This window comes from Psychrobacter coccoides, from assembly GCF_017498085.1.
GTDB classification, from domain to species: Bacteria; Pseudomonadota; Gammaproteobacteria; order Pseudomonadales; family Moraxellaceae; genus Psychrobacter; species Psychrobacter coccoides.
Genome location: NZ_JAGBKM010000015.1, coordinates 1 through 16,834, shown reverse-complemented (window position 1 = coordinate 16,834; position 16,834 = coordinate 1). Strand labels below are relative to the sequence as shown.

14 protein-coding genes are annotated in these 16,834 nt (G+C 45.8%); 12 read left to right on the top strand and 2 right to left on the bottom strand.

Annotated elements, in window-relative coordinates; all coding sequences use genetic code 11:
- Window positions 1-18 precede the first annotated feature (18 nt).
- The 7 genes from J3492_RS08760 (at window position 19) to J3492_RS08730 (ending at window position 6,901) form a co-directional block, all read left to right on the top strand.
- Window positions 19-984: an alpha/beta hydrolase gene (locus J3492_RS08760; RefSeq protein ID WP_207991680.1), complete on the top strand. Its 966-nt coding sequence runs from the start codon at window positions 19-21 to the stop codon at window positions 982-984.
- Window positions 985-1,209: 225 nt separating this feature from the next.
- Window positions 1,210-1,461 carry a BolA family protein gene (locus tag J3492_RS08755; protein ID WP_279381162.1) on the top strand — a complete coding sequence of 84 codons (252 nt, stop codon included), beginning with the start codon at window positions 1,210-1,212 and terminating at the stop codon, window positions 1,459-1,461.
- A gap of 93 nt (window positions 1,462-1,554) precedes the next feature.
- The gene (gene murA / locus J3492_RS08750) at window positions 1,555-2,823 is read left to right on the top strand and encodes a UDP-N-acetylglucosamine 1-carboxyvinyltransferase (RefSeq protein ID WP_207991679.1); all 1,269 of its coding nucleotides are present in this window, start codon (window positions 1,555-1,557) and stop codon (window positions 2,821-2,823) included.
- A 128-nt stretch (window positions 2,824-2,951) separates the two neighbouring features.
- Window positions 2,952-3,647, top strand: coding sequence for an ATP phosphoribosyltransferase (gene hisG, locus J3492_RS08745; RefSeq protein ID WP_207991678.1), 696 nt, complete (start codon window positions 2,952-2,954; stop codon window positions 3,645-3,647).
- Between the two features lie 155 nt (window positions 3,648-3,802).
- A complete protein-coding gene (gene hisD / locus J3492_RS08740; protein ID WP_207991677.1) occupies window positions 3,803-5,098 on the top strand; it encodes a histidinol dehydrogenase in 1,296 nt (431 codons plus the stop codon).
- Window positions 5,099-5,192: 94 nt separating this feature from the next.
- A complete protein-coding gene (gene hisC / locus J3492_RS08735; RefSeq protein ID WP_207991676.1) occupies window positions 5,193-6,305 on the top strand; it encodes a histidinol-phosphate transaminase in 1,113 nt (370 codons plus the stop codon).
- Between the two features lie 8 nt (window positions 6,306-6,313).
- Window positions 6,314-6,901, top strand: a complete 588-nt coding sequence (locus J3492_RS08730; RefSeq protein ID WP_207991675.1) for a 2-thiouracil desulfurase family protein — start codon at window positions 6,314-6,316, stop codon at window positions 6,899-6,901.
- On the opposite strand, the gene J3492_RS08725 is transcribed toward J3492_RS08730, so the two are convergent.
- Window positions 6,847-8,454: an anthranilate synthase component I family protein gene (locus J3492_RS08725; RefSeq protein ID WP_207991674.1), complete on the bottom strand. Its 1,608-nt coding sequence runs from the start codon at window positions 8,452-8,454 to the stop codon at window positions 6,847-6,849. The two genes, J3492_RS08730 and J3492_RS08725, sit on opposite strands and share 55 nt — an antisense overlap.
- A 3-nt stretch (window positions 8,455-8,457) precedes the next feature.
- Window positions 8,458-9,708: a beta-ketoacyl synthase N-terminal-like domain-containing protein gene (locus tag J3492_RS08720; protein ID WP_207991673.1), complete on the bottom strand. Its 1,251-nt coding sequence runs from the start codon at window positions 9,706-9,708 to the stop codon at window positions 8,458-8,460.
- Between the two features lie 590 nt (window positions 9,709-10,298).
- Here J3492_RS08720 and J3492_RS08715 point away from each other — a divergent pair.
- The 5 genes from J3492_RS08715 to tuf all read left to right on the top strand — a co-directional run bounded on the left by J3492_RS08715 (window position 10,299) and on the right by tuf (window position 16,761).
- Entirely contained in the window at window positions 10,299-11,492 is a 1,194-nt protein-coding gene (locus J3492_RS08715) for an EcsC family protein (protein ID WP_207991672.1), read from the top strand.
- A 354-nt stretch (window positions 11,493-11,846) separates the two neighbouring features.
- Window positions 11,847-12,221 carry a 30S ribosomal protein S12 gene (gene rpsL / locus J3492_RS08710; protein WP_207991671.1) on the top strand — a complete coding sequence of 125 codons (375 nt, stop codon included), beginning with the start codon at window positions 11,847-11,849 and terminating at the stop codon, window positions 12,219-12,221.
- 171 nt (window positions 12,222-12,392) lie between these two features.
- Window positions 12,393-12,866 (top strand): 30S ribosomal protein S7, encoded by a 474-nt coding sequence (gene rpsG, locus J3492_RS08705; protein WP_207991670.1) that lies wholly within the window; start codon window positions 12,393-12,395, stop codon window positions 12,864-12,866.
- A gap of 357 nt (window positions 12,867-13,223) precedes the next feature.
- Window positions 13,224-15,350 carry an elongation factor G gene (fusA, locus tag J3492_RS08700; protein ID WP_207991669.1) on the top strand — a complete coding sequence of 709 codons (2,127 nt, stop codon included), beginning with the start codon at window positions 13,224-13,226 and terminating at the stop codon, window positions 15,348-15,350.
- A gap of 220 nt (window positions 15,351-15,570) precedes the next feature.
- The gene (gene tuf, locus J3492_RS08695; RefSeq protein ID WP_207991668.1) at window positions 15,571-16,761 is read left to right on the top strand and encodes an elongation factor Tu; all 1,191 of its coding nucleotides are present in this window, start codon (window positions 15,571-15,573) and stop codon (window positions 16,759-16,761) included.
- The last annotated feature ends 73 nt before the right edge of the window (window positions 16,762-16,834 follow it).

The following is a 16,834-nucleotide window of genomic DNA, read 5'->3' as shown; positions in this document are numbered from 1 at the left end:
AAAATAAGGATAATGGCTATGAAGGATTCACACTTGTACGGTGTGCGACCGCAGCCTACAAATGGACAGTTGCTGATACCACGGACATTAAAGAGAGCAGGTGTGGGCGTGATGATATTGTCAGCCATCGCATTGGGTGCGCAGCAGGCCCGAGCACTATCAGCGCTTAATATCGTTAATGGCATCACTTCTAATGGCGGCGTTGCGGTAAGCAAAGACATATTATACGGTGATGAGTCCCTGCAGGATTTGGATGTGTATTATCCAAAATCTTTAGCGCACGCCATGCAGGCTCAGAGTAGTATTGACGACACTTATCCTATGGTTGTGTTTGCACACGGTGGCTCATGGGAGAACGGCAATAAAGAAGACTATGCCTTTGTTGGTCAAAGCTTTGCACAGGCAGGTTATGTTACGGTAGTCATGAATCATCGTAAAGCGCCCAAATACGTATACCCCAAATATGTCGAAGATACGGCAAAAGCGATCGCTTGGAGTTATGAAAATGCCGCCATGCTGCATGCTGACCCGCAGCGTATCGCTGTTATTGGCCATTCTTCAGGCGCTTTTAACACGGTAGCTGCTGTATCCAATGCAGATTTTTTAGCACCTTATGGCATTAAGCCAAGCGATATTAAGGCCGTAGTTGGCATCGCAGGGCCTTATAGTTATGATTTTCGACAGTTTAGCAATGCCAGAGCCTTCCCCGTTGATGCTACTCCTGATGAGGTGATGCCAGATAGACAGCTTAAAGGGCGACAACCGTCATATCTGTTGTTGACTGCCGAAAATGATCAGATCGTGCATGATACAAACACCATTAAAATGACCCAAGCTTTAAAGAACTATGGCGCAACCGTGGAAACAGGTGTCATTAAGGGTGCCAGTCATGCGACCAGTATTGGTGCTATGGCCCCGCCACTGCGTTGGGTAAATGAGGTGCGTGCACAAGTCTTAACGTACTTAGAAAAAACGCTAAACTAAATGCTGATGCGAGCCTCAAAGCTGATACGGGTCTCGAAGCTAATACGTTTCTCAAAAAGTGCAGTAGAGTCACATAGATGGCCTAAGGCGGGCTACAAATGCTTATCTGTAGACAATACTGTAAGATAGTCAAACTCTTGTTATAATAGCGCCTAACAAGGTATAGCGATATTTATGACAACCCGCTGTATCGACATTACTTTTAACACAATAATAGGATTTTTTATGAGCATGAATGCTGATGATTTGATTGCATTTTTACAACAGCACTATCCGGATGCTTTTATCCAAGCGGCCAACCAGGGCAATAAGTTTGATGTACGCGTGGTCGATGCCAGCTTTGAAGGCAAGCGTGCGGTTCAGCGTCAGCAAGCGGTCTATGCACTGGTGAATGACAAGATTGCTAGTGGTGATATCCATGCACTTAATATTCAAGCTTTGACGCCAAGCGAATGGGAAGTTCAGCAACAAGGCTAAACCATCTTTGCATTGGTTTTAGACGTCTTTAATTACTTATATTCTCTTACTTACAATCTATATTTTCACACTTACAGATAGGTTATTACCTTTATGGATCAGTTCTTAATCACAGGTAGCAGTCGGATCGCAGGGGAAGTTACCATCTCTGGCGCAAAAAACGCCGCCTTGCCCTTACTTGCGGCGATGATATTGGCCGAAACCCCAACGACACTACATAATGTGCCTTCACTACAAGATGTGCGCACATTGGTTGAGCTGATTTCGGGTATGGGTATCAATATTCAAAAACAAGATGACACCGTCACTTGTGATACCAAAGATATCGACAACTATTATGCGCCGTATGATTTGGTCAAGACCATGCGCGCTTCTATCTTAGTTTTGGGCCCACTATTAGCACGCTTTGGCGAAGCTGAAGTGTCTTTGCCAGGTGGGTGTGCCATTGGATCACGTCCTGTAGATCAGCACCTCAAAGCTTTTATAGCGATGGGCGCAGAGATCAGTGTCGAAAACGGCTATGTTAAAGCTCGTGCCCCAAAAGGCGGGCGCTTGCTTGGTTGTCATTACTCATTTGATATGGTGACGGTAGGTGGTACTGAAAACGTCATTATGGCAGCAGCGTTGGCAGAGGGCACGACCGTCTTAGGTAACTGTGCACTTGAGCCGGAAGTCGTTGACTTGGCAAACATGCTGGTAGCAATGGGGGCAAAGATCAGCGGTATCGGTACGTCAACCATGACTATCGAGGGGGTTGAGCGTCTACAAGGCTGTGAATACTCAGTGGTCGCAGACCGTATCGAGACGGGTTCTTACTTGGCTGGTGCGCTCATGACTCGTGGCGATGTGCTGACCAAAAAAACCAATGCTGCTTTACTCAGTCCAGTACTGGAAAAGTTTGAAGCCATGGGAGCGACGATCACGACGGGTGACGACTGGATTCGTGCACAGATGACAGGGCGGCCAAAACCTGTTGATATTCGTACGCAGCCACATCCAGGGTTTCCCACTGATATGCAAGCGCAGCTGATGGCTGTCTGCTGTCTGGCTGATGGCACCAGCACCATTATCGAAAATATCTTTGAAAACCGTTATATGCATGTGCCTGAGTTGAAGCGTTTAGGGGCGTCAATTAGAGTGGATGGCCATATGGCTATCGTCAAAGGCGTAGAGCGTTTTACTGCTGCGCCTGTCATGGCGACGGATCTGCGTGCTTCGATGTCATTGGTCATGGCGGCTGCCGCTGCTGAAGGTGAGAGTCTCATCGACCGTATTTATCATATCGACCGTGGTTATGAAGATGTCGAAAACAAACTGCGGGCCTTAGGGGTAAATATTGAGCGAGTGAATAGTAAAGACTAATCACCAAAGATACGCTTAGTGATAGTATGTGAAGCTTGTTTTGGCGTTCACTTGCACTATTCCAACATGTTTTTAAATTTAATAAGTCCTCTATTTAGGACAGCAATCGTATACGGACACCAAGCACCATGACTGAGCAAACTGAAGACTTACAGAGCAGCAGCTTATTGAATGAAGTAGACAGTGAATTTAACGGCTTAACCCTAGCGTTATCTAAAGGCCGTATCTTAGAAGAGACCATGCCCTTATTACAGGCAGCAGGTGTTGACTTGCTCGAAGATCCTGAAGCGTCTCGTAAGCTTATTTTCCCGACTTCTCACCCAGACGTACGTGTGCTTATTTTACGAGCAAGCGACGTGCCAACTTATGTAGAGCATGGCGCTGCTGACTTTGGTGTCGCAGGCAAAGATGTATTACTTGAGCATGGTGCCAATCACGTTTATGAGCTATTGGACTTACAGATTGCTCAGTGCAAGCTGATGACTGCTGGTGTAAAGGATGCTCCTTTACCCAAACGCCGTCTGCGTATCGCTACCAAATACGTTAATGTGGCCCGGGCTTATTTTGCCAGTCAGGGGCAGCAAGTTGATGTTATCAAGCTTTATGGATCGATGGAGCTGGCGCCACTAGTGGGGTTAGGTGACTTGATCGTTGATGTGGTGGATACAGGGAACACCTTAAGAGCAAATGGTTTAGAGCCTCGTGAACATATCTGTGATGTCTCCTCTCGTCTGATCGTCAATCAAGTCAGCTACAAGCGTAAGTTTGCGTTGCTTGAGCCGATCCTTGAGAGTTTCAAAGCTAGCATTGCCGCTGCTTCTTAAGTCGTTTTGTCATTGATCATATATTGTCATTATTAATAATATCAAGTATGGTAATTTGTATTTTTAAACCAGTGTAGCGCTACGACATGGGTTTCGTATGCTAAATTGGTTTTATATTTATAATCGTGTTTTATGCTCAAACATAGGATCAGCTCATGCGCCAGTTAAGTACTCAAGATGCCAGCTTTGAACAACAACTCACATCGTTACTTGCCTTTGAAACCGTCAATGATATCGATTTATTAAAAACGGTTGATGATATCATTGCCCAAGTACGCCGTGATGGTGATGAGGTGGTGCTGAGATTGACTCAGAAGTTTGATCAGCATCCAGCGACTACTATGCAAGAGCTAGAGCTGTCGCAAGAGTCGCTTGTAGATGCTTTTGAGGCGTTAGATGACGACGTCAAAACAGCCTTAACGACAGCGGCGACACGGGTACAGAGGTTTCATGAGCGGCAGGCACAAGAGAGCTGGCAGTATGAGGATGAGTTGGGTAATCGCTTAGGTCAAAAAGTGACCCCCCTTGATCGAGTGGGGATCTATGTGCCAGGTGGGCTGGCGTCTTACCCTTCATCTGTGCTGATGAACGCCATTCCAGCAAAGGTTGCTGGGGTAGGCGAGGTCATTATGGTAGTACCTGCGCCTAAAGGTGTGCTCAACCCATTAGTATTGGCAGCAGCGCACTTAGCAAAGGTTGATCGTGTCTTTACCATCGGTGGCGCTCAAGCGGTAGCCGCCTTGGCTTACGGGACGCAGAGTATTCCAGCGGTTGATAAGATTACAGGCCCTGGTAATAAGTATGTCGCTGCCGCCAAGCGTGCTGTATTTGGTCAAGTCGGTATCGATATGATTGCCGGGCCCTCAGAAGTATTGGTATACGCTGAGGGGTCCAACAACGATCGAGCCGACTGGCTGGCGATGGACTTATTATCACAAGCAGAGCATGACCGTGTTGCTCAGGCCATCTTTGTCACGACCAGTCGAGAGCAGCTGGATGCGGTTGCCCTCGAGATCGAAAAAGCATTGGCAGCGTTACCAAAAGCTGACATTGCCCGTGATGCACTGCAAAACCGTGGGGCACTGATTTTAGTCAAGGACAGAGCAGAAGGCATGGCGGTTATTAACCGTGTGGCACCAGAGCATTTAGAGCTGTCTGTAGATGATCCTGATGATTTATTGAGTGGTATTCGACATGCTGGTGCCATCTTTATGGGACGTCACACGCCCGAGGCGATTGGAGACTACTGTGCAGGGCCCAACCATGTCTTGCCTACCTCAGGCACAGCACGCTTCTCATCGCCACTAGGCGTGTACGACTTTCAAAAGAAATCATCAATCATTTATTGTAGTGAAAGTGGCAGTAAACCACTGGCAAAAACAGCAGATATATTAGCGCAGCATGAGGATTTAGAGGCACACGCCCGCTCAGCTCGCTACCGTTATCAGTGATATGCTATAGAATGAATAAGTGATGTGGCATTATTGAGTATCAATGAATAAGCTATATTTAGAATGGTTAAAGCGGCCAACATTAGGATGACTTATGAGTGAACAAAAAATAGATAACAGACTTTGGTCAAATACCGCCCGTAACTTGTCGCCATATGTACCTGGTGAGCAGCCTCAGCACGACAATTTATGCAAACTAAACACCAATGAAAACCCATTTCCACCGTCTCCTAAGGTGGCAGAGGCGATATCAAATACTTTGGCTGATCAAGCGGATGCTCTGCGTTTATACCCAGCCCCTGAGTCAGATGAGTTACGTACGGCATTAGCTGATTTATACCATTTAGATAACAATCAGGTGTTTGTTGGCAATGGCTCAGATGAGGTGTTGGCATTAGTGTTTGCCAGTTTTTTCCTCAAAGAGCGCCCAGTACTCACACCAGATATTGGTTATAGCTTTTATCCGGTTTATGCGCAGACTTTTGGTATAGAGCTGGTACAGATTGCGCTCACCGAGGATTTTAGTATCGACCCTGATACGTATCGTCAGCCTTGCAGTGGTATCATCATTGCCAACCCCAATGCACCGACAGGCTTGCTACTGCCGCTATCTGCTATCCGTAAGCTTGCCAGCGAACACTCAAACTCAGTGATTGTCATCGATGAAGCCTATATTGATTTTGCGCAAGCAGATGCAGATAGTGATGAGTCCGCAGTATCGGCCGTGAGTTTGATTAATGAGTTTGAAAACATCTTAGTGACACAAACCTTTTCTAAATCACGTTCCCTTGCAGGGCTGCGTGTCGGCATGGCCTTTGGTAATGCTTCTTTAATTGAAGCGCTGACTCGTATGAAAAACAGCTTCAACAGTTATCCTTTAGATAAGCTGGCGCAAGCAGGTGCTACCGCCAGTGTATTAGACGTCGATTATTTTACAACCACTTGTCAGCAGGTCATTGATTTACGTCAATCTCTGATAGCCAAGCTGACTGATTTGGACTATCAAGTACTACCGTCACAGGCCAACTTTGTTTTTGCACGTCCTGCCGATGGCAATGCCAGCGCCGTGGCTGAGGCATTGCATGAGCAAGGCATCATTGTGCGTTATTTTGACAAGCCACGTGTCAATGAGTACTTACGCATTACGGTGGGTACAGCCGAGCAGAATGAGCGCTTGATCAGTGCGCTGACGGCCATGCAGGCATAATAGGGCTGATGTCTATCGATACCGCAGATAGGGCTGATTCCAAGACAACTGATAGACAGGCGCTCTTAGTCAGCGCTTGTCTATTGGGTCAGCGCGTCCGTTACGATGGCAATCATGCACAATTAGCAAATACAGACTTAATGGCTCAGCTACAAGCCAGTTTTATATTAATACCCATTTGCCCGGAGCTGCTAGGCGGTTTGTCCACACCGCGGCCACCTGCTGAGATCTCTCAGCAAAAAGATAAGATTGAAGTGATTAGCATTACAGGAACAAACCTAACTAAAGCATTTGATACAGGTGCACGTCGAGCAGGGGACTTAGTCTTGCATCATGGCATCAAGTGGGCTTTACTAAAGTCCAAAAGTCCTTCTTGCGGGCGAGGCTCAGTCTATGATGGCAGTTTTACTGGGCGATTGCGTGCAGGTGATGGTGTCACAGCCCAATATATTCAAGGCCTAGGTGTGCAAGTGTTTAATGAACATGAGATTGAAGCATTGCTAACGGGGCTAGTACGTAGCGCTATCAAATATCCAATCAGCTATTCTTGTTTCAGTACTGCTAGCAGATTGCCCACTTTGTCCAGACATTCTTGATACTCATCCTCACAGTCAGAAGCGACCGTGATACCGCCACCGGCCCACAGTCTGACCTGATTATCGTCATCTGCCGAGTGGTTTGCTTGTAGCGACCGAATCAGCACATTCCATTGTCCACTACCATCAAAGTTCATATAGCCCATAGTGCCACAATAAGCACCCCGAGCGCCGGCCTCTAATTCAGAGATGATTTCGACGGCACGTTTTTTGGGCGTGCCAGTGATAGAGCCTGCCGGCAAGCTACCAAACAATACCGTCAACGGATGCGCCTCTGACTTTAGCTCAGCAGTAATCGTACTGACCATATGATGGACATTACTAAAGCTCTCAATGGCAAACAGCTGCGGTACTTTTACGCTCCCCGTTTTGGCATATTTGCCCAAATCATTACGCAGCAAGTCGACAATCATGACGTTTTCAGCCTGATCCTTATCGCTGTCTATCAGTTGCTGTCTTAAGGCAAAGTCTTGCTCAGGATCACTGCCTCTTGGCCGCGTTCCTTTAATGGGTTTGGTGCGAATATGATGGACGTTTGACCCTTTTTTAAGAAAAGTAAAAAACAGCTCAGGAGAGCAGCTTAACAGTTCAAAAGACAAGGATGAGCCTTGAGCGTGATTTACGCCCAAATAGCCTGCAAATGGCGCTTGGGTGCTTTGATGCAGAGCAGGTAGGTGATCAATAAGGGCGTGATCATTGCAGGAGCTCTTATTGTTCAGTCGACCTTGCCACGCTTGGGTCAGGTTTATTTGATAGCAGTCGCCTTGCTGTAGATAACGCTGAGTTTGTGCAAAGGCTTGTTGATAATCACTTTGATGCCAGCGTGCTTTTAGCAATAAGGGTGCGGGTTGAGCGTCAGCTTTGTTTTTTGGGTTGGATAAATCATTGTCTAGGGTTTCTAAATACGATACCAGCGCTGCAAGTGAAGCCTCACTATCAGGATTTGGATCAATCGTGTTTAGTGTCCATCCCATTGTTTTATTCGAAGGAGTGAGATATATATCGTAGTGTCCCAGTACGGCACATGGCTGTGCGGCGTACTCAATTTTAGCAGCAGGGCTTAGCTCGTGAGCTGCCATATCGTAACCAATAAAACCCATAAGACCATGATGATAGCTAGGCTGACTGTCGTTGTTATCCTCTGTTTTTAGAGCAGAGGGCCGGCTATCGTCTTGGTCGTAAGATCGGCTATAGGCAATCAGCGCCTCTTGCCAGCTGCTATAGCTCATGATATCTGTAGTCAGTTGATGGCGTTTATGGAGATCATCTCGATTGGTTCTGATGACCTGATAACGTACCGCTTGCTCGTTTGTATCATGGACATAGACACGCCAGGCTGTTTTAGGTAACAAGCCAATCACAGGTCGGCCATCATTTTGTAGCCAAATCACTTGCCAATTTGCTTTGGGGTCTTGGGTGATTAGGTGTTGCTGAAGCTTCGGTAAAAGCTCGGCTGCAAGCAAGTCGCCAAAACGCCAGCTGTATGATTCAGCTGGCGTTTGTGTGGTGTTGGTTTGCTCAGTTGTATGTAGAGAGGGTCTAGCGGTTAGCATGGCTTAGGCATCAAACTTTTTTATGATTAAGGTTGCATTAGTACCACCGAAGCCGAAGCTATTGCTCATCAACGTATTAAGCTGAGTATCACGTCGTTCAGTAACGATGTCAAAAGACTCTGCGGCGGCATCAAGCTGCTCAACATTGATACTAGGGGCAATAAAGCCTTCTTGCAGCATCAGTAAGCAGTAGATCAGCTCTTGTGCGCCAACAGCACCGAGACTATGACCTGTCATTGACTTTGTCGAGCTGATCGGCGGTACACTACGCTTAGTATCAGTCTCATCGTCAGCAGCAAACACTTGAGCGATGGCTTTTAATTCAGTGATATCACCCAGTGGCGTGCTGGTGCCGTGGCTATTGATATAATCTACAGTATCTAGTCCAGCCTCAGCCAACGCCAGCTGCATACAACGCACCGCACCTTCCCCACTTGGTGCTACCATCTGAGCACCATCCGAGCTGGCACCATAGCCGACGATTTCAGCCAATATATTGGCACCACGCGCCTTGGCATGCTCTAAGCTTTCGACCACCACCATAGCGCCACCAGCAGCAATGACAAACCCATCACGATCTTTATCATACGCTCTTGAGGCTTGTTTGGGTGTATCATTGTATTGAGTGCTCACTGCGCCCATGGCGTCAAACATACAAGACTGTGTCCAGTGCTCAGCTTCACTACCACCTGCAAGTACGACATCTGCTTTGCCTAATTGAATCAGTTCAGCAGCATGACCGATGCAATGGGTTGAGGTAGCACAAGCCGAAGTCAAAGAGTAAGAGACCCCTTGGATCTTAAGCCCTGTTGCCAACGCTGCTGAGACCGAGCTGCCCATGGTCTTGGGCACCGCCATCGCACCGACACCGCGGAGACCTTTTTCCTGCATAGCTTCTACAGCATTCACGATGTTTTCGGTGGACGCACCGCCCGAGCTTGCGACTAAAGCCACACGTGGGTTATGGTGGATAGATTCAAGCGAGAGGCCGGCATGTTCGATGGCATTCAAAGCGCTTACATAGGCATATAGGCTGGCATCACTAAAAAAACGTTTTAACTTACGATCGATCGCAGTGGTATCAAGCTCAGACTTATCGATACTACCGCTGATTTGTGATTTAAACCCATGCTCAGCATAACTGTCATTAAAGGTAATGCCAGACTTTCCTTGTTTGAGAGCTGAGGTGACAGTGTCTAAATCATGTCCGATACAAGAGACAATCCCTGCTCCAGTAATGACAACTCGGCGCATACTCTATTCCTTTTTTTAAGTGCTATGTGATGATGGGGACTTGATTATAGCTATCAGTGTGATACAACCATGAGAGGCATAAATATCAATACCAACGTGAGATATCGTCTACCAATACGTGCGACATAGCTTAGGGCTATAGCGCATATTATCGCTGATACCGATTATGAATATATAATCAATTCTGTTGGCATTTGTCTAGCCATTGCGCTTATGATACCTTAATTCAGTTGAGTTCGGTCGCTAATAATGTATAAAGGCTACAAATACTTATTCTTAAGTCCTACTTTTTAGATACAAAGTTTGCGTTTCTGATAACATTCTTAGCACTGACATAAAAGGTGTTTTTTAGGTATGATAATACTTTATTTAATAATGTAAAGGCGTGATGTTATCAAGCTTTGGATTCTAGACTTGATAGCACTAAAAATGAAGCCTGCTTCTTGATAGTGGTTTTATTAAAGTCCTCTATATACCCACTTCGAAGGCATAACTTCGTCAAAACTTTGCACTTTTATTGCAAGTGCTTTTATAGAAAATATCAAATACCAATAATCACCTAAAAACGTCACCATTTTAAGGATATAACAATGGCAAAGCGCAGCACTTTATCAGCAGGTCTCAGTACAGTAGGTCGTTTTACTCGTAATAATCTCGAGCGTATGGGTTCGTTTATTGATAGCGCCAATGCCAAGACAGGTAAAGCCCGTCACTATAAAGCAGTTGACTTAGGGGATAATGACTATCAGCAAGACTTGTTTCGTGAGCAAACCTTAAAAGCGACTCAGCAGCTCTTAGGAGACCGCTTTGCGACCTATGGCAAATACGCCAAGAAAGTCGTTCCCAATAGTATTTTCCAAACCACCCTTGATGGCGCTTTTGCCCAAATTGCGATGTTAGCGGCCAGATGGAGTCAGCTTGATCTTCCAAATGAACATCGTTTTGCTGATGTTAGCAGTTTAGATGACGAACAACGTTATGCCCTAGCGACTGATATCGCCAATCAAAACCGAGCACTGGCCACCTTAGGCGGTATCACTGGGTTGGCAGGTCTACCAGGGCTATTGGCTGATACCTTATGGTTGTTACTAGTATCGCTGCGCACTGTCTATCAACTGGCTGCTGTATATGATCGTCCACTAACGGGTAAGCAAGGCGTAAAAATGGCTTATGAGTTGCTCGGTAGTGCAGATCTTAGCAAGATGCAAGAAAAACAAGCATTACTGGCTGGTATCGGTGTGGGTAAGGGGTTACTTGATAATGCCCAGAACCGTGGCTTACACAGTGAGCTGAAAAACTTAGGCCTAAAAAACCAAAACGTCAACTTTTATGCTGAGCAAGTAGATAAAGTAGCAGGACAGGTCGGTGTCGATCTTGACCAAATCAATCTGGCTTGGGTTCGCAAGCTACTGCCAATGACGGCTGTCGGTGTCGGCATGCACTATAATAGTCATCTGATTGATGAAGTGATTGGGGTGGCACAAGCGACTTTTGCACCTGAGCCTAAGCTTGCTAATAAAGCCATCACTGATGATAGTAGCAGCGAAGCAAAAGTTGAAACCTCTGATAGCGATAAAGAAGATAAGACCGAGCAAGATAAGCAAAGCGGCAAAAAATCTGCTAAGACGTCAGATGATAACAAACAAACTGATGATAACAAACAAACTGATGATAACAAACAAACTGATGATAACAAACAAACTGATGATAAAAGCGATGCTGATAATAGTGTCAAGAGTGATAACATCAAGCAAAATAAGCAACAAGCTAAAGCTGAAAAGTAGCTTTAGCTGCGTGATATAAGTGCTAAAACAGGTACTAGACTAAAAGGCAACACTGATAAATAGAAGGGATAAAGGTAGGGTATAGTTGACAATATCGCTACCACTCTTGAAAAATAGTTCAGTATCGCCATTTAGTATGGACAAGTTGATTTAGCTTATTACAGGTTAAAGACTTATTGCACATTAAAGAATAGTTGTAAAGTGAAATCGCTGATAAGTAGTTGAAATAGCAGCAACATATCTTTATAATACACTGTCCTAAAAATGGGTTCCCCAAAAATCCACGTATGACGTGAGATAATTGGAGGATTGGCCCATTTTTTTGTTTTATACCAAACGGGAGAAGGATGCCTTATGGCAACAACTAACCAATTGATTCGTAAAGGTCGCAAAACCATCAAGGAAAAGTCAAGAGTTCCTGCGTTGGAAGCGTGTCCACAGCGCCGTGGTGTATGTACTCGTGTATATACTACTACGCCAAAAAAACCAAACTCAGCCATGCGTAAAGTGTGTCGTGTACGTTTGACATCAGGCTATGAAGTATCAAGCTACATCGGTGGTGAAGGTCACAACCTACAAGAGCACAGCGTGGTGCTTATTCGTGGTGGTCGTGTAAAAGATCTACCAGGTGTACGTTATCACACCGTCCGTGGTGCACTTGACTGTGCCGGCGTAAAAGACCGTAAACAAGGTCGCTCTAAGTATGGTGCCAAGAAGCCTAAAGCGTAATAATGCAAAGCTGATTAGTACACCCCATTAACTGTGCATGGGATTGGTGTTGAGACCTGTAAACCTAATAAATAGGCGCTTGATATACCACCATGCAGTAAGGCTGACTGACAAATCGCCACTAAAGCGTATTGTGAATGTCAGACACTCCTGAAGAAAAGGAAAATTATTATGCCAAGACGTCGCGTCGTAGCTACCCGTGAGATCCTACCTGATCCTAAGTTCGGTAGCCAAACCATCGCTAAGTTCATTAACCATGTCATGAGAGATGGAAAAAAATCTACTGCTGAACGTATCGTTTACGGTGCATTAGATGCCGTTAGCCAAAAGCGTAGCATCGAAGATCCAGTATCTTTCTTTGAAGACCTTTTAGAAAACGTACGCCCAATGGTCGAAGTAAAAGCTCGCCGCGTTGGTGGTGCTACCTATCAAGTGCCAATGGAAGTACGTCCCTCCCGTCGTACTGCCTTGGCTATGCGTTGGTTAGCTGACGCTGCTGCAAAGCGTTCTGAAAAATCAATGGCGCTGCGTCTTGCGGGCGAATTGAGTGATGCAGCAGATGGTAAAGGTAATGCTGTGAAAAAGCGTGACGAAGTTCACCGTATGGCAGATGCCAACAAAGCGTTCTCACACTATCGCTTCTAAAGTATGTTGCTGAAAACTCTAGCTTATCAGTGATAAAGAAGTAACTGATAAGCTTTGAGATATAGTAAGTAATGACTTTTATTGTTTTATATGCTTTATTGATTGCCGTCATCACATACTCACGTTTAAATGGTCTAGCCCATTAATACACTGAGATGGCGGTCGTCTACTATGATGCTGTTCTAAAAAGAAAGTGTCCCAAACTAGATGCCACTATATTCTTATTGCTTGCTTTTATTTTGGCCGTATTAGGTTCATCAATCAGCAAGTATATAAAGCTGACTGCTTTTGCATAAGACTATGTGATTGAGAAGCTAACGGCATTAATAAACACACGAATTTCCCTAGGAAAAAACTATGGCTCGTAAAACTCCCCTAAAGCGCTATCGCAATATTGGTATTTCAGCGCACATTGATGCTGGTAAAACAACGACGACAGAGCGTATCTTGTTTTATACTGGTAAAAACCACCAACTTGGCGAAACTCATGACGGTGGAGCAACAATGGACTGGATGGAGCAAGAGCAGGAGCGTGGTATTACCATTACTTCGGCTGCGACAACTTGTTTCTGGTCTGGTATGGATCAACAATTTCCAGAGCACCGTATTAATATCATCGACACCCCAGGCCACGTTGACTTTACTATTGAAGTAGAGCGTTCAATGCGTGTTCTTGATGGTGCATGCATGGTTTACTGTGCAGTTGGTGGCGTACAGCCGCAGTCTGAAACCGTATGGCGTCAAGCAAACAAGTACCAAGTACCACGTTTGGCTTTTGTAAACAAAATGGACCGTGTTGGTGCAGACTTCTATCGTGTGATAGAACAAGTGAAGACCCGTCTAGGTGGTAACCCAGTACCTGTTGTTATTCCAATCGGTAAAGAAGATGACTTCGAAGGTGTGGTTGACCTAGTCACTATGAAAGCCATTTACTGGGATACAGACTCTCAAGGCATGAAGTTCGAAGAGCGTGAAGTGCCAGCTGAGCTTTTAGAAAAAGCCACAGAATGGCGTAACAACTTGGTTGAAAACGCTGCTGAAGTGAATGAAGAGTTGATGGACAAGTACCTTGAGGGTGAAGAGCTGTCTCCAGAAGAGATTCATGCTGCTATCCGTGAGCGTACTATTGCTAACGAAATCATTCCAATGCTTTGTGGTACTGCCTTTAAAAACAAAGGTGTACAAAAGATGTTGGACTCAGTCATTCAGTACATGCCTGCACCAATGGATGTACCTGAAATCGCTGGTATCTTAAATGATAAAGATGAAACTGAGGCCACTCGTCCAGCTTCTGACGATGCACCGTTTTCTGCACTTGCGTTTAAGGTAATGAACGATAAATTCGTTGGTAACCTAACTTTCGTACGTGTTTATTCAGGTGTGATCAAGCAGGGCGATAGTGTTTATAACCCAGTAAAAATGAAGCGTGAGCGTATCGGCCGTATCGTTGAGATGCATGCTGAGAGTCAAGAAACGCTTGAAGAAATTCGTGCTGGTGATATCGCTGCGCTAGTCGGTATGAAAGATGTTGGTACTGGTGATACGCTATGTGATGAAAACGATGTCATTACACTTGAGCGTATGGAATTCCCAGATCCAGTTATCTCTCTAGCGGTTGAGCCGAAAACCAAAGCTGACCAAGAAAAAATGTCAATGGCATTGGGTCGTCTTGCTAAAGAAGATCCGTCGTTCCGTGTCCATACCGACGAAGAGTCTGGTCAGACTATCATCAGTGGTATGGGTGAACTGCACTTAGAAATTCTCGTGGATCGTATGAAGCGTGAATTCAAAGTGGAAGCAAACATCGGTGCACCGCAAGTTGCTTATCGTGAAACGATTCGTAACGCAGTTGAGCAAGAAGGTAAGTTCGTACGCCAGACAGGTGGTCGTGGTAAATTCGGTCACGTTTGGTTACGTCTTGAGCCACTTGATCCAGCAGGCGAAGTTGAGTATGAGTTCGAAGAAGAGATTGTTGGTGGTGTGGTACCAAAAGAGTATCACAACGCTGTCGACAAAGGTATTCAAGAGCGTATGCAAAACGGTATCCTAGCAGGCTACCCAATTGTTGGCGTAAAAGCGACCTTGTACGATGGTTCATATCATGACGTTGACTCGGATGAGTTGTCATTTAAGATGGCTGGTTCAATTGCGTTTAAGAAAGGCTTTATGAATGCAAACCCAGCGCTTCTTGAGCCTATCATGAAAGTTGAAGTAGAGACGCCAGAAGAGTACATGGGTGATATCATGGGCGATCTAAACCGCCGTCGTGGTATGGTTCAAGGTATGGATGATCTACCAGGTGGTACGAAACAGATTCGTGCTGAAGTACCTTTAGCAGAAATGTTTGGTTATGCAACCAACCTTCGCTCACAGTCTCAAGGCCGTGCGACATACTCAATGGAGTTCCAAAAGTATGCTGAAACGCCTAAGTCTGTTGCTGAAGAAATCATGAAGAAATTCACTGGTACAGATGAAGAAGAGTAAATAGAAGTTGATCGGTGAGGGCGAGGCAAGGGTTATTCTTGTACTGCCTTCACTGAATGGCCAATAACGTGTTAAAAGACTTGTTATTGGTCATGAATTTCTTATAATATCTGCACACTGCATGTGCAACCTTTTAACAATTATCTTAAAGTGGTCAGAGTTGTCTTGGTTGTTGTCACTATATAATCCAAGCACTGATCCAAATAAAGAGGAAATACCCATGGCAAAGGCCAAGTTTGAACGCAACAAGCCCCACGTCAACGTCGGCACCATCGGACACGTTGACCACGGTAAAACCACCCTAACAGCCGCTATCGCAACCGTAGCAGCCAAAGCCTCAGGCGGCGAAGCCAAAGACTACGCAGCCATTGACTCAGCGCCTGAAGAAAAAGCACGTGGCATCACCATCAACACCTCACACGTAGAGTATGACACCGAAACCCGTCACTACGCCCACGTTGACTGCCCAGGTCACGCCGACTACGTCAAAAACATGATCACTGGTGCCGCTCAGATGGACGGCGCAATCTTAGTCGTATCAGCCACTGACGGCCCAATGCCACAAACCCGTGAGCACATCCTGCTATCACGTCAGGTTGGCGTACCCTACATCATCGTCTTCATGAACAAATGTGACCTAGTAGACGACGAAGAGTTGCTAGAGCTCGTAGAAATGGAAGTACGTGAACTTCTAAACGACTACGACTTCCCAGGTGACGACACCCCAATCATGAAAGGTAGTGCCACCCAAGCCCTAAAAGGCGACGACGGCAAATACGGCGAACCAGCAGTTCTAGAACTACTAGAAACCCTAGACACCTACATCCCAGAGCCAGAGCGTGACGTCGACAAAGCATTCCTAATGCCAATCGAAGACGTCTTCTCAATCTCAGGTCGTGGTACCGTTGTTACCGGCCGTGTTGAATCAGGTATCGTACGCGTTGGCGACGAAATCGAAATCGTCGGTATCCGTGACACCCAAAAAACCACCTGTACTGGTGTTGAGATGTTCCGTAAGCTTCTAGACGAAGGTCGTGCTGGTGAAAACTGTGGCGTACTACTACGTGGTACCAAGCGTGAAGACGTCCAACGTGGCCAAGTACTAGCGAAGCCAGGTTCAATCACCCCGCACACCAACTTCGACGCCGAAGTATACGTACTATCGAAAGAAGAAGGTGGTCGTCACACGCCATTCCTAAACGGCTATCGTCCACAGTTCTACTTCCGTACCACTGACGTGACTGGCGCAATCCAGCTACAAGACGGTACTGAAATGGTTATGCCAGGCGACAACGTTGAGATGAGCGTAGAGCTTATCCACCCAATCGCTATGGATAAAGGCCTACGTTTCGCTATCCGTGAAGGTGGCCGTACTGTAGGTGCTGGTGTGGTAGCTAACGTTAAAAACTAAATGATACTCAGCGTAAGCTGATGAAGGTATTGATTAGTGAAAAGCCATCCTTTATAGGGTGGCTTTTTTTTGG